Source organism: Provencibacterium massiliense, from assembly GCF_900169495.1.
Lineage (GTDB): Bacteria > Bacillota > Clostridia > Oscillospirales > Ruminococcaceae > Harryflintia > Harryflintia acetispora.
This window is the reverse complement of record NZ_FWCH01000012.1, coordinates 1-13024: the sequence shown is the minus strand read 5'-3', so window position 1 is coordinate 13024 and position 13024 is coordinate 1. Positions and strand designations below refer to the sequence as shown.

General features: G+C 52.0%; 11 protein-coding genes and 1 pseudogene. All 12 read right to left on the bottom strand.

All coding sequences use genetic code 11. The features are described from left to right. Window positions 1–118 precede the first annotated feature (118 nt). Complete coding sequence (locus B5477_RS05125; protein ID WP_007860200.1) at window positions 119–487, bottom strand: cysteine-rich VLP domain-containing protein; 369 nt, start codon at window positions 485–487, stop codon at window positions 119–121. Continuing rightward, window positions 484–2559: a type IA DNA topoisomerase gene (locus tag B5477_RS05120; RefSeq protein WP_007860201.1), complete on the bottom strand. Its 2076-nt coding sequence runs from the start codon at window positions 2557–2559 to the stop codon at window positions 484–486. The genes B5477_RS05125 and B5477_RS05120 overlap by 4 nt, the downstream gene beginning before the upstream one ends. Further along, a complete protein-coding gene (locus B5477_RS05115) occupies window positions 2556–3296 on the bottom strand; it encodes a DUF4366 domain-containing protein (protein ID WP_007860202.1) in 741 nt (246 codons plus the stop codon). Before B5477_RS05115 ends, B5477_RS05120 begins: the two co-directional genes overlap by 4 nt. Beyond that, the gene (locus B5477_RS05110) at window positions 3286–3552 is read right to left on the bottom strand and encodes a DUF4315 family protein (RefSeq protein WP_003508256.1); all 267 of its coding nucleotides are present in this window, start codon (window positions 3550–3552) and stop codon (window positions 3286–3288) included. Before B5477_RS05110 ends, B5477_RS05115 begins: the two co-directional genes overlap by 11 nt. A 21-nt stretch (window positions 3553–3573) precedes the next feature. After that, the gene (locus tag B5477_RS05105) at window positions 3574–5499 is read right to left on the bottom strand and encodes a C40 family peptidase (RefSeq protein WP_432432396.1); all 1926 of its coding nucleotides are present in this window, start codon (window positions 5497–5499) and stop codon (window positions 3574–3576) included. 38 nt (window positions 5500–5537) lie between these two features. Beyond that, window positions 5538–6494 carry a DNA-methyltransferase gene (locus tag B5477_RS05100; protein ID WP_007709580.1) on the bottom strand — a complete coding sequence of 319 codons (957 nt, stop codon included), beginning with the start codon at window positions 6492–6494 and terminating at the stop codon, window positions 5538–5540. Further along, window positions 6491–8887: a VirB4-like conjugal transfer ATPase, CD1110 family gene (locus tag B5477_RS05095; RefSeq protein WP_007860205.1), complete on the bottom strand. Its 2397-nt coding sequence runs from the start codon at window positions 8885–8887 to the stop codon at window positions 6491–6493. Before B5477_RS05095 ends, B5477_RS05100 begins: the two co-directional genes overlap by 4 nt. After that, complete coding sequence (locus B5477_RS05090) at window positions 8847–9239, bottom strand: PrgI family protein (RefSeq protein WP_007860207.1); 393 nt, start codon at window positions 9237–9239, stop codon at window positions 8847–8849. Before B5477_RS05090 ends, B5477_RS05095 begins: the two co-directional genes overlap by 41 nt. A gap of 1 nt (window position 9240) precedes the next feature. Further along, a complete protein-coding gene (locus B5477_RS05085) occupies window positions 9241–10149 on the bottom strand; it encodes a radical SAM protein (RefSeq protein WP_040415648.1) in 909 nt (302 codons plus the stop codon). A gap of 4 nt (window positions 10150–10153) precedes the next feature. After that, window positions 10154–11017, bottom strand: coding sequence for a VirB6/TrbL-like conjugal transfer protein, CD1112 family (locus tag B5477_RS05080; RefSeq protein WP_007860210.1), 864 nt, complete (start codon window positions 11015–11017; stop codon window positions 10154–10156). A 70-nt stretch (window positions 11018–11087) separates the two neighbouring features. Next, window positions 11088–11180 (bottom strand): annotated as a pseudogene (locus B5477_RS15465) (Maff2 family mobile element protein); the annotation flags it as partial. Window positions 11181–11268: 88 nt separating this feature from the next. Next, complete coding sequence (locus B5477_RS05070; RefSeq protein WP_079698706.1) at window positions 11269–12888, bottom strand: recombinase family protein; 1620 nt, start codon at window positions 12886–12888, stop codon at window positions 11269–11271. Between the last annotated feature and the right edge of the window lie 136 nt (window positions 12889–13024).

The window sequence follows — 13024 nt, the reverse complement described above, 5'->3', positions numbered from 1 at the left end:
ATCACGTCCTTTCTCGGTCATATAAGGGTTTGGGACTATCCCAACAAGCAAAATGCCCGCGCCGTTCCAAGAGCAGCGCGGGCATTTCTCGCAAACGGGTACTCGTTTGCTGTGCTTGCTATGTAGTTGTTTTTATCCGTAAACGCCTGTTTCTCTCACTTTCCGCTTTCTGCCTGCGGCGTATCTTTGCCGCACAATCGGGACAGTATTTCGCCCGATTGCTGCCCGCCGCAAACGTGCTGCCGCATACCGCGCAACGCTTCAAATCGGTTTCCCCGCTGCGGGTGATCTGTTCGCAAAGCTGCCTGTCTGCGGGTAAAACCGCTTCGCGGAAATAACGGCATAACAGCGAATAGCTGATACTCTGCACACACACGCAAGTTTCCCCGTCGTCCAATAGCAGACAGTTCCCGCAATCGTTGTTGGCGCACGCGGCGCGGGTCATTTTCTTAACGGCTCGATACTGCTTTTCATCAAGCCTAATCATTTTCGGTTCTGCTCGACGCGGAAGTTTACATACTTGCCGCCTGTGTCGGCAAGCAGCACAACCCCGTCAAAGGTCTTTCCCGTTTTGGTGGAGTACATACCCTTGATTTTTACCTTTCCGTCTTTCAAAAGGGCGGCGGCAATCGCCTTTGTGAAAGTCTTTTTGCGCTGCTGAAAGAACAAGTCATTTTTCCACATGACAAAGCTGCAAGCCCTGTCGGAACAGTAGTAGTTTTTCTTGCCCTCGTAAACCGTCGCGCCGCAACGGGGGCAAGTGCCGATTGCTTCCCGCTGCGGGGTAAACAGCTTCGCTTTATCTTCGGAAATCGCGGAATAGGTTTTGACAAGCCCCGCTGTCATTTCCTCAATGCTGCGCATGAAATCGTCCGGGCTGTCGCTGCCTTTGGCAATCCCGGTAAGGCGGGTTTCCCATTCTGCCGTAAGCTGCGGGGACGTAAGGACTTCGGGCAGGATAGCGGCAAGGTTATACCCGTCCTTTGTGGGGATTAGCTTTTTGCCCTTGCGCTCGGCAAAGCCCGCACTAATGAGTTTTTCAATGATACCCGCCCGCGTTGCGGTAGTGCCTAACCCTTTGCGCTCTGCGTCCTCCGGCGTTTCTTCCTTGCCCGCGTTCTCCATAGCGGACAGAAGCGTATCTTCGGTATATGCTTTCGGGGGCTGCGTGTAACACTCGGAGATCTCCGCTGCCGGATTGTCAAAGGTCTGCCCCTCGGCAAGCGGCGGCAAAACGGTTTCCGGCTCTGCGTCCTCGTCCTGTTCCTCGGACGCGGCGCGGGACAGCTTTTCAATCTCACGCCACCCCTCGCAAAGCGTCGTCTTTCCCTTTGCGGTAAAGGTATAACCGCCGCAAGAGATAACCGCCGTAACCGCTTCATATTCATAGGGCGCGGCTGCGGCGCAAAGCAGCTTCGCGCATACAAGGGTCATAAGTTTTGTTTCGCTGTCGGTAAGGGAAGAAAAGCCCGTTTTCAAAAACTCGGCTGTCGGCAAAATAGCGTGGTGGTCGGTTACTTTGCTGTTGTCGCAAACCCTTGTAAGGTCTGCTTGCAGCTTCACGTCCCGCATAAAGGGAAGCAGCGAACAAAGCCCGGTAATGAGTTCCTTTGTGCTGCCCTCCATATCGGAAGTGATATATTTACTGTCGGTGCGGGGATAGGTCAAAAGCCGTTTTTCATAGAGGGCTTGCGCATAGTCAAGGGTCTGTTTCGCCGTAAATCCAAATAGGCGGTTTGCTTCCCGCTGCAAAGAAGTAAGGTCAAACAGTTTCGGCGGGGCTGCGGTCTTTTTCTCTTTTTTAAGAGAAGTGCAAACGGCCTGCGATTTCTCGCAAGCCGCTTTCATCTGCCGCGCCGCCGCTTCGTCGTCCTGCCTTTCGGAAAGGGCGGCAACGCCGCCAACGTCCAGCCGGACGACATGATATTTCTCTTTCTTAAAGCTGCTGATTGCATAGTCGCGGTTTACCAGCATTGCAAGGGTGGGCGTTTGCACTCTGCCGACATTCAATGTTTTATGGTAGAGGATAGAGAAAAGGCGGGTCGCGTTAATGCCAATGAGCCAATCGGCCTTTGCTCTGCAAAGCGCGGATTGATACAGGTTGTCATAACCGCGCCCGTCTTTGAGGTTTGAAAAGCCCTCGCGGATTGCGCTTTCTTCCATGCTGCTAATCCAAAGGCGGGAAAAGGGCTTTTTGCAATTCGCCTGGTCATAGACAAAACGGAAAATGAGTTCTCCCTCGCGCCCGCTGTCGCACGCATTGACAATCTCGGTAACGTCGCTGCGGTGCATAAGGTCTTTGAGAATAGAAAACTGCTGCTCCTTGCCGCTGGCAACGATAAACCGCCACTCCTGCGGGACAATGGGGAGATCGTCGTACTTCCATTTACGGTACTGCTCGTTGTAGGTCGCCGCGTCTGCAAGGCTAATCAAATGCCCGACACACCACGACACAAGGTAGCCGCCGCCCTCATAATATCCGCTGCACTTTTCATTTGCGCCAATAACGGCGGCAATCGCCGCCCCGACGCTCGGTTTTTCTGCAATTACCAATTTCATAGATTTTCGTCCTCCTGCTCGGTCTGTTCGGTTTCGACTTCTTCCGTTTCCTCGTCGTCCTCGTCAAAATCAAGGTCGTCAAGGTTGTTGCTGCCTTTCGCCGCGTCCTTTTTGGACTTCAAAATCTTAAAGTAGTAGAACGCGCCGCCGCCCGCTGCGGCAACAAGCAGCACGACAAGCAGAATAGCACCGCCCATGCCGCCGCCTTTATCTTCCTCCGGCTCCGGCTGCTCGGTTTCTTCCGGCTCCGGCTCGGCTTCCTTGCCCGCGCACTCGCTCATGTTGACGCTGCAAACGGGGCAATCGGTGTTGACGCTTCCGGCAACGCATTTTTCAGTACAGCTACAAGCGGGGGTTTCGGTCTGTTCGTCCTCCATAAGCTGCAAAAGGTCTTTTTCATCAACTTGATTGAGGAAATGGACGGTGTTTTCTCCGTCCTCGGCGCGGTCAATGATGATGTAAAAATAGTTTCCGTTTTTCGTAACGACGGTAATAAATTGTTTATCGCCGGACGCTTCGCCCGTTATGTCGTCCACAAGGCTCATGTTGCCCTCCGGCGTTAAGGGCTGCGGCTCATAGCCGCCCGTCGTTTCTTCCGGCTCGGTTTCGGTTACGGGGGTAGGCGGCTCGTCGCTCACATCACCGCCGCCCGCAAAAGCGGTAACAGAAAAGCCGCCCATGAGTACAAGGGCGGCAAGCAAAGCTGTAACGCTGCGAAACAGTTTTTTATGCTTCATCTTCGGTTTCCTCCTGTTCGTCGGTATAGTCTGCGTCCGGCTGCGGCAAGGCAATTTCGCCGCTGGCGTAAGCGGAGAGGAACGCGGCAAGCTGCGCCCCGTCGAGGTGTACCGCTTTCACCATTTGAACGATCTGCGCGTTTTCTTCCTCGATTTTCTGCGCTTCAAGGTCTTTCAGCCTTTTTTGGTATTCAAGGATTTTCGCCCTCGTTTTCTCAATATCCCGTTCGATACGGTCAAGTTTCGTGTTTGCCATAGAAATAAACTCCTTTCAAAGTCAGTTGTAATGTAGCCGCCCATAGGCGTAAAAATGGGATTGCCAATAGCTTGTATCAAGTTTTGCGTATTGTATCGGGTCGCCACAATGCAGCATGACGGGGCTTCCGTCCCCGTCCTCGCCAACGTAGATACCCACATGAGATACCCCCGGTGTGTCATATGTACCCGTAAAGAAAACCAAATCCCCCGGCTGCGGGTTGGAAACGCGGGTTGAAATGTTGTAAAGCCCCTGCGCCCCAAGTCTGCCCGTATTGTATAAGCCGCTGTTCGTCAGCACATAGCTAACAAAACCGCTGCAATCAAAAGAGGTTTCCGGGCTGCTGCCGCCCCACACATAAGGAAAACCGACATACTTTTCCGCTTCCTCAATGAGCCGCGCAAACTGTTCATCTTCCAGATAGGCGGGCGGGATTTCATAATCCGCTGGCGGGTTTTCATAGTATTTTGAAATATAGCCGGATTGCGGGAAAAGGTCGGGTCTGTTCCCAAGCGACGACATATACATAGCGTACATGGATAGCTGTTCCTCGCCCATAATGTAAACGGGAACATGGGAGAGGTTGAAGTTTTCCAAATCCACATTGAGAATGTAATAGTTATAGGCTACTTCAACGTCGTATTCGTTGCCCTCGCTGTCCGTCCGCGTTTCGGTGCGGTAGCGTACCTCGACTTCCTCCGTAACCGTCAAGATATACTGTTTATCAAAGAGCATTTCAAGGGTGCTTTGCGCTTCATCGAGAGTAAACACGCCCTCATGCCAAGCGGAGAGGATAGAGATTAGCACATACGGGTCATGCTCGATCTCGTCAGCCGTTACCCGGTATTCGTCATAGCCGGGGTATTCGCTTTCGATGTTATCCAGCATATCCTGTAACTCGGCTTCCATAGCGACATACGCGCTTTCTGCGCCTGTAATATCCGCGTCCTCGGAGAGATAGGACGACGCAATCAAGCCGCTGCCGCTGTTGCCGCCGAACAGGGAACAAGAGGACAAGCCGCCGAAAAACAGAAGCACGATAAAGGCAATCCCGCCCACAATCAAGCAGCCTTTCCAATGCCGGACGACAAAGAACGTCGCCCGTTTGGTTTCCTGCGCCGTTTTCTTCGCCGCCTTTGCGGTGGCTTCGGCGGTCTTTTTCACCTTGCCGCCCGTTTTCAACGCCTTTGCATACTGCTTTTTAATGCGCTGTTTTTGCCAAAAACGGGAAATCGGGTTGGAGTGCGCAAGGGCGGGGTTATCATGCAGCGCCTTTTGGTAGAGGAAATCGGCGTTTGCCTTTGCTGCCTTTTTCTCGGCTGCTGCCGCCGCCCGGTAAGGTTTCAGCTTATGGCTGCGTATGCCGCGTTTTACTGCCCGCGTCGTCATGCCGCCCGCTTTCTCGCCCACAAGTTCTATCCTGTGTCCGCTTTCCACACCGACGTTTTCTTTCTCCACCTCATAGATTTTTCCATGTACGGCGGCGTCCAATTCCTGCGCCGGACGGGATAACGGGTTATGACGCAACTTGCCGTTTGGGGGCTTATCCGTTTTTTCAAAAGCAAGGCGCGTCTTTGCTTTGCCTTTGGCTTCGTCAAAAACGCGCTCTTTTGTGATTTTGGTCTGTTTGGGGATAGCTGCCCGCGCTTTGTCTAAACGGTCAGCCGCCGTATCGGATTTTTTGATTGCCTTTTGCAGGTCCGGCGTTGCCCGTTCCGCTTCGGAAAACTGCAAGCGGGACGTATGGGTTTTAAGCTGTGCTGCGTCAAGGGTCTTTTTCTCCGCGCCCTTTTCAAAGTGGCGGCTAACCTCTGTGCCAATACGTTGGGTGGCTTTTTCCGCTGCTCCCGCTACGGGGGCTGAATAGTTTTCCTCCGGCGGTCTTTCGCTGATACTCGTTGTTTCGCCCGTCGTAAGGTTTTCCGCAACCGCCCCGTCGCGGGTCATTTTCTGCGTTACCTTGTCGGGGGCTTTTAATTCCTTGCTCAATGTTCATCACCTCCAATACGCTGTTTTGCAAGGGTGCAGTATTCGGGGTTGATCTCTATACCCACATAGCGGCGGGAAAGGCTTTTTGCCGCCGCTGCGGTCGTGCCGCTGCCTAAAAACGGGTCAAGCACAATCCCGCCGACAGGACAGCCCGCCAAAATGCACGTTTCCGCAAGTTTGGGCGGGAACGCTGCAAAATGCCCGCCGCGATAGGAAGCTGTGTTGATCTGCCAAACGTTGCGGCGGCTGCGGACGGGGGAAATCATTTCGTCGGTGTATGCGCCTTTCCTGCGGGGACGGTTGATTTTCTGCGGCTGGTTTTGCCCCGGAACGGTAGCGGCATATTTGTTGCCTTTCCCAACTCCGCTTTTCAGCCGTACCGCCGTTGTGGGGGCTATCGGCTCGGCTACTGCTTGCCAATCGTAGTAATATTTCTTCGACTTGGTAAGCAGAAACACATATTCATAGCAGCGCGTCGGTCTGTCCCGCGTGCTTTCCGGCATGGCGTTTCCCTTGTGCCAAATGATAGAACTGCGCAAATACCAACCGTCGCCCCGCAAGGCAAGGGCTACAAGCCACGGAATACCGATTAGGTCTTTCGGCTTGCAGCCGGGGGCGCGGTGGTTTACCGCCACTTGCTGCCCGTTCCTGCCTTTGGGATATTTCGGGTCTTGGTGGTCGGCTTTGCTGCCTGTGCCGCAATAAGTGTCCGCGATATTCAGCCAACAAGTACCCTCCGGCGTAAGCACCCGCTTTACCTCATGGAAAACCGCTGTAATGCGGGAAACATATTCCTCCGGCGTTGCTTCCCGTCCGATCTGCCCGTCTGTGCCGTAATCGCGCAAAGCATAGTAGGGCGGGGACGTTACGCAACAATCCATACAGTTATCCGGCAAGGTTTGAAGCACCTGCAAGCTGTCGCCGCAATAGATTTTATCCGTTTCTATCTTCATGCTGACACCTCGCCGGGCTTGGTCGTCATCACGCGGTAGAGTTCCGTATCTTTTGGGAAACGGTCAATAAAGGGCAAAATCACGTTGCCATAGAAGATAAGTCCCTCGCCCGCTTCGGAATGGGTTACATAGGTCATTTGCTGCTGTGAAATGTTAAGCTGCTTGGCAAGGATTTCCCGGTCGCCCTGGGCTTGGTTGAGCATATACACAAAATCACTGTTTTCAAAGATGTTCTCCACCTCGCGGGACGACAACAAATCTTTCACGTTTTGGGTGATACCTGTCGGAATACCGCCCCACTTCCTAAAACGCTTCCAAATCTCGACGCTGTATGCTGCGGTCTGTTCCTCTTTGAGCAGCAAATGAAACTCGTCGATGTAATACCGCGTCGCCTTGCCCTCGCTGCGGTTTACCGTTACTCTGTTCCATACTTGGTCTTGGACGATAAGCATACCGACTTTTTTAAGCTGCGTACCGAGTTCCTTAATATCAAAGCAGACAAGGCGGTTATGAATGTCAACGTTTGTCCTGTGGTTAAAAATGTTCAAGCTGCCGTTTACATAGAGTTCCAATGCCGCCGCGATACGCTGCGCTTCCTTTTCCGGCTGCTTCTTGATCTCGTCGTAGAGGTCGCCCAAAATCGGCATATTTTCGGGCTTCGGGTCGGCAAGGTAGTTGCGGTACACGCTGATAACAGCGCGGTCAATCAAGGTCTTTTCGACAGCTTCCAGCCCGTTTTTACCTCCCATAATCAACTCACAAAAGGAAAGGATAAAATCGCTCTTTAAGGCTATGGGCGTGTCGCCCTCGCTGTAATTGAGGTTAATATCCATAGGGTTAATGTACTGCGTGCTGTTCTGCGAAACCTTGATAACCTGTCCTTTCAAACGTCCGACAAGGGGGTAATATTCGGCTTCGGGGTCGCAAATGATAATGTCGTCGGACGTGATAAGAAAAGCGTTTGTGATTTCACGTTTTGCAGAAAAACTTTTGCCGCTGCCCGGTGTGCCGAGTATCAAGCCGTTGGGGTTTTTCAGCTTCTTTCGGTCGCACAAAATCATGTTGTTGGAAAGGGCATTTAAGCCGTAATACAATGCTTCGCCGCTTTGGAACAGCTCTTGCACCGTAAAGGGAACGAAAACGGCGGTGCTGCTGGTCGTCAAGCCGCGCTGGATATGGATAAGGTTTTCCCCCAACGGGATAGAGGACATAAGCCCCTGTTCCTGCCGGTAGTCAAGGCGGGTCAAAATGCAGTTGTATTTCTGTGCGATTGCCGCCGCCCCGAACACTTCGTTATCCAATTTCTGCTTGGTATCTGCAAGGTTTAAGACAAGCAGCGTAAGCAGAAACATTCTTTCGTTGCGGCTCTGCAAATCGCGGAGTAGGTTTTTTGCTTCCCCGCCGTAGGTGGCAAGGTCGGACGGAATAATATCCATGTCATAACCGCTGCGGATTGCTTTCTTTTGTTCTTCAATCTTCATGCGGTCAAGGTCGGTGATCTTGCGCTTAATCGTCTTGATTGCTTCGTTGTGGTCGATACTCTGAATGTGCAGATTGACGATAATCCCGTTTTCCGCGTCCATGAAGTCAGCAAGCATACGGTCGGAAAGTTCCGGCGCGACGATCTGCAAAAAGGAAACCGCACCAAACTTGCCGCCCATTTGAAACATTCGCCCGTCGCCAAATCGGAAAGAGGACGGGGCGATAAAGTCTTTGACAGAAAGACCGCTTGCGGGTAGCCGTTCCCACGCAAAGTTAAAGCGTTCCCCGTCCGGGTGGAAAATCCCATGCAGCACTTCAAGACGCTGTTTCCCGTCCAATACCCGCGCCGCCGCGCCGATCACCTTAAAATGGTTGAGGGTGTCCGTTTCAATGCGGGCAAGACGCGCCCGCGCCGATCTAATGTCCTTTGCTTCAACGGTAAAGGTGAGAAACTTGGTCTTGATAAGCCCGTTGTTTCCGCGTTCAAGCTGCGTCCTAAGCATTTCGGTGTATTCTGCTCTGATACTGTCGAAGTCATCATTCTGCGGCGCAATCGTGATACTGTTCTTGAAATCGTCCTTGTTCGCATGGCGGCTGATTAGGGAAAGCTGCACGCTGATAGAAGCGTCGAACGAGTTATACATATCGCAAAGGGCTTCAAAAATGGCGGTTTTGTCGTCCGGCTGCGCAAGCTGATAGTTGATGTCCTCAAACTCAATGCACTTGGAATACCGCCCGTTTGCAAGGCGGCAAATCCCGTCCTTATACATTCGCTCAAACGGTATGCTGTCCTGCGCCGTATGGGGCTTCCCGTCGCCCTTTGCCTGTCGGATAAGGGTATCTATCTGTTTTCTTTCCTGTCGGGAAAGTTTACGCTTTTCGTTTTGGGTGTTTTTCTTTTCCTTTGACAATCGCCCGTACCTCCTTATCTAATTGCTCTTGCCGCGCAAGGGCGGCATAAAAATTGTTGGTCTGATAAGGTCGCTCTTTGGGGCGAAGAAACTTCACTTCCACAAATTGCCGAATAATCACTTCCAGCGGTTGCCCGTTTTTCTCGTACATGGCAAGCAAAAACATAGGCAGCATGGCAAGCACCATGCACAATGCCGCTGTGGTTGTTCCAACGCTGTCTTTTACCAAAAAGAACAGCGGCAGTCCGATTGCTACCGCCGCGCTGAAACAAATTAGCTGTCGTTTCGTAAGGTTGAACATTACCTTGCTTTTGATTTTTGTTAAGTCCTTTGGGACGGTTACATACGCCATTTCAAACCTCCTTTCTGCCCGGAATGTAATCTTCAAAACGGGGGACAGCATAGAAAAGCCGTTTGTTATTTACCCACCGTTGCAAATGGCGGGTAACAGGCGGGGCGGTTGGACGCTCGTAAATCATCACATACGGGTCAAAGCCCATAGCCCGCAAGGTGTTCACGCGGTATAAATCCTGTTCGTGAGTGCTGCCGTAGTTGGTAAGAACATACACGCGCCGCTGGCGGCTGCTCTTAATGGCGGTCAAATCCAAAAAACGTTGGAAATACCCGGTTAAGTCCTCGTCGGGATTATCCCATGCAAAATGTACCGCTTTTATCCGTACCCGATTTAACAGGCTGACATTATCCCTGTTCACAAGGCGAATATCCAGCCCTTGCGAAAAATCCACCCATGCGCGGCTTCGTATAAGCTGCTCAATGAGATTTTCATGGTCGGGACAGGCAAGCAGATTAGCGTCCATGATTTTTATTTCCGGCTGCCATTTCCAAAACTCGGACAAATCCGCAACCTTAACACTTTTGCGTCCCTCTTTACTGCTGACAATGCAAAACCCGCAATTTCTCGGACAACCCCGGCTTAAAAAGCCGTAGGCAATCCCGAAAAACTGCGGGTAGATAGAATAATCCGGGTAACTGTGTTCCACTTCCGGCGGCAAGCGGTTTTTCGTGTCGTAGCCCGTACCGCCGAAAATAACTTGTTCCGCGTTGGTAACGGTTATCGTGTCTTTGGAATAGGTGTCCGTAAAGACGCGGCTTTTATATACAAGGTCGTACCGCCCCTTTGCGTTCCACCATTCCACCGTATGCCCCTTTGCTTTATGATACGCGGATAGCTTCATCAAGCAGAGGTTGGGGAAATTATGGCTGTCAACGTCGATTAAACCGATTTTCAAATCATAACTCACCCCCTTAATGTGCCGAAAAGACGCTCTTTGCAAGGCTTCCCGTTTTGAAAAGCGTAAAGCACAAGAGGACGGTATAGCCCATGCAAGCCCAGATCGCGCCGGAAATGTCGTCGGTCGCTGCGATTGTTTGTATCAACACCGCATAAATGCCGACACACACCAAGATCAGAAACGCCTGAAAACCAAGCGCAAGCAAAGATTTTAAGTAATTCTGTCCCATGCTGCCCCATTCGTGATTTACCATTGTTGCCATCGGGATAGGGGCAACGCTCGTTACAAGATATATTTCAATCATGCGCCCATACACCACAAGCATAATGCAGATTGACAGGGCTTTCATGGTAAGCCCTACAAAGAGGGATTGAAACCATAACCCCAAAAGACCGCCCACGCTCATAGCGTCGAGTTTTGCTTCAATGTCGGTAATGACGGTGGTAACGTCTATGCTTGTATCGGATATGATAACCCCCGCGCTCTGATTGACGACGCTCTGCGTAACGTCGAAAACTCCCATGACGATGTTCCAAGTGTTTGTTACCAGCAGCACCGCAACAAAGGTCTTAAAAATCCATTTGAAGAAAATCCAAGTGTCGAGATCGTGCAGATTGTTTTTTTCAATTACAAGCTGGATTAGTTCATAACACATGACAAAGGTAATGATAACGCCCGCAATCGGTACAATGACGTTTTCCGAAAGGCTGCGTATCATGTTGAATATGCCCGCGTTCCACCCGGCGGGGGTCGTGCCGACTTGTGTTGCGATTTCTCCAACCTCTGTATTTACGCTGTCAAACAAGCCGGAAAGGTTCGATAAAATCCCGTCTGTCAAAATGCCGCGAAACCAATCTTCAATCATCTGCCATATCAAAAGTTAATCCCTCCTTTCCCGCGCCCTCCCGTTTCCGAGAGGGCGCGGCGGGTGGTATTTGTTTTAGGCATTATCCAAAAAGTTGAGAAAGCAGGGGAACAAGGGTGCCGCCGATCAAAGCGACGCCGCCGCCCGCCATGAGCTGCTTCATGCCCTGGCTCTTTACTGATGTGCGATAAAGAAGTAATAGAAGTGTAAAAAATTTTGCCGTTCCTATCCGGCACTTAGGGCTGTGTCGGATAGGTCGGGCGTTAGGCTTCGGGCAAGTCAATCTTGCCGACAAAGCTGTAATAAATCTCAATGTCCTGCCTGCGGGTGCCGTTCTCGTCATAGCTGCACTCATGCACGACGATTTTCTCAATCATCTCCCGCAAGAGGGTGGGGGTCAATTCCTCAAAGGCAAGGTGCTTTCGGACGATACCCATAAACTTTTCCGCGTTGACGGTGGCGGCCTGCGACTTGGAAAGTTCCTCCTGCAAAGCGGCGGCGCGGCCTTTCAGTTCCCGCTGCTCCTGCTCATAGTCTGCCGACAGTTCCATAAAACGCTCGTCGCTGATTTTGCCGTTCACATTGTCCTCATACAGCCGCTTGATAATGCGGCTCACTTCGGAAATGCGCTCCTGCGCCTGTTCAAGCTGCTTGGTGGCTGCGGCGGTCTTTCTCTTGCCGCCGATCTCGTTCTGCTGGATAAGCAGCTTCACAAAGCGGCTCTCATGCTTGGCGGCATACTCGGTCACTTGCCGGAGATTGGAGAGGACACCGGCGGTCAACAGGTCGGTGCGGATAAAGTGCGCCGTACAGTCGCGGGTGCGCTTCTTGTAGCTGCCGCAGATGTAACAGTCCTGCTTGCGGGTTTTGTTCTGATACCGCTGCTGGTACATCACATGGCCGCAGTCGGCGCAGAACAGCATACCGGAGAACAGCCCCACCTCGTCATAGCGGTTCGGGCGTTTGCGCTGCTTGCGTAACTCCTGCACGCGCTCCCATGTTTCCGTGTCGATAATCGGCTCATGGTGGTTCGGGAAAATGGCCTGCTTCTCAATGGGGTTCTCTACACTGTGCTTGGTCTTGTAAGAGGGCTTCGCCGTCTGGAAGTTTACCAGACAGCCGGTGTACTCCCGGTTTTCCAACAGGTGGACAACGGTATTTGTCGCCCATTTGCACTCATAGCCGGGGTGATAGCGGCGTGTGCTGCCAGTCCGCTGATATTCCAGCGTCCCCGGCGTGGGGATTTGCTGCTCCGTAAGCATACGGGCAATCTTGGTCGGGCCGTTCCCGGCAAGGCAAAGCTGGTATATCTGCCGGACTACCGGCGCGGTTTCCTCGTCAACGATATAGTTCTCGTCCTCGTCCATGAGGTAGCCATACACCGGCTTGCTGGTAACGGGCTTGCCGCTCATGCCTTTTGCTCGTTTTACTGCCTTGATTTTCTTGCTCGTATCTCTCACCAGCCATTCGTTGAACAGATTTCGCAGAGGGGTAAAATCGTTGTCCATGCCGGCGTTTGCGCTGTCCACATTGTCGTTGACAGCGATAAAACGCACACCCTTTTGAGGGAACAGCATTTCCGTGTAAAACCCTACCTGCAAGTAGTTACGCCCTAACCGGCTCATGTCCTTGACGATGACCGTACCCACTTTCCCGGCTTCAATGTCTGCAAGCATGGCTTGAAAACCGGGCCTTTGAAAGTTCGCGCCGGAATAGCCGTCGTCAGTGTACCAGCGCAGGTTAGTAAAGCCATTCTGTTTTGCAAAGGCTTCGAGTATCCTTTTTTGGTTCGATATGGAATTACTCTCACCTTGCAATTCGTCCTCATGGGACAATCTCGGATAAAGGGCGGTAATGAGGTTTTGGGTGGCTTGTCTTAACATAAAATCCTCCGTTTCCGACAGCCAGCCCCACTATTCCGTGGTTTCATTGTACCACGGAACAGGGCTGGTTGTATAGCGGCAAAAGTGTCAAATCTGCTTCTTTACAGCTTGTCAAATCGCCGGTTTTTGTGTAGCA

Excerpts from the sequence above, each read along its gene's own strand:
- B5477_RS05100 (WP_007709580.1), bottom strand. The coding sequence starts at position 6,494 with ATGAAGATAGAAACGGATAAAATCTATTGCGGCGACAGCTTGCAGGTG.
- B5477_RS05090 (WP_007860207.1), bottom strand. The coding sequence starts at position 9,239 with ATGGCGTATGTAACCGTCCCAAAGGACTTAACAAAAATCAAAAGCAAG.
- B5477_RS05115 (WP_007860202.1), bottom strand. The coding sequence starts at position 3,296 with ATGAAGCATAAAAAACTGTTTCGCAGCGTTACAGCTTTGCTTGCCGCC.
- B5477_RS05070 (WP_079698706.1), bottom strand. The coding sequence starts at position 12,888 with ATGTTAAGACAAGCCACCCAAAACCTCATTACCGCCCTTTATCCGAGA.
- B5477_RS05105 (WP_432432396.1), bottom strand. The coding sequence starts at position 5,499 with ATGACCCGCGACGGGGCGGTTGCGGAAAACCTTACGACGGGCGAAACA.
- B5477_RS05120 (WP_007860201.1), bottom strand. The coding sequence starts at position 2,559 with ATGAAATTGGTAATTGCAGAAAAACCGAGCGTCGGGGCGGCGATTGCC.
- B5477_RS05125 (WP_007860200.1), bottom strand. The coding sequence starts at position 487 with ATGATTAGGCTTGATGAAAAGCAGTATCGAGCCGTTAAGAAAATGACC.
- B5477_RS05110 (WP_003508256.1), bottom strand. The coding sequence starts at position 3,552 with ATGGCAAACACGAAACTTGACCGTATCGAACGGGATATTGAGAAAACG.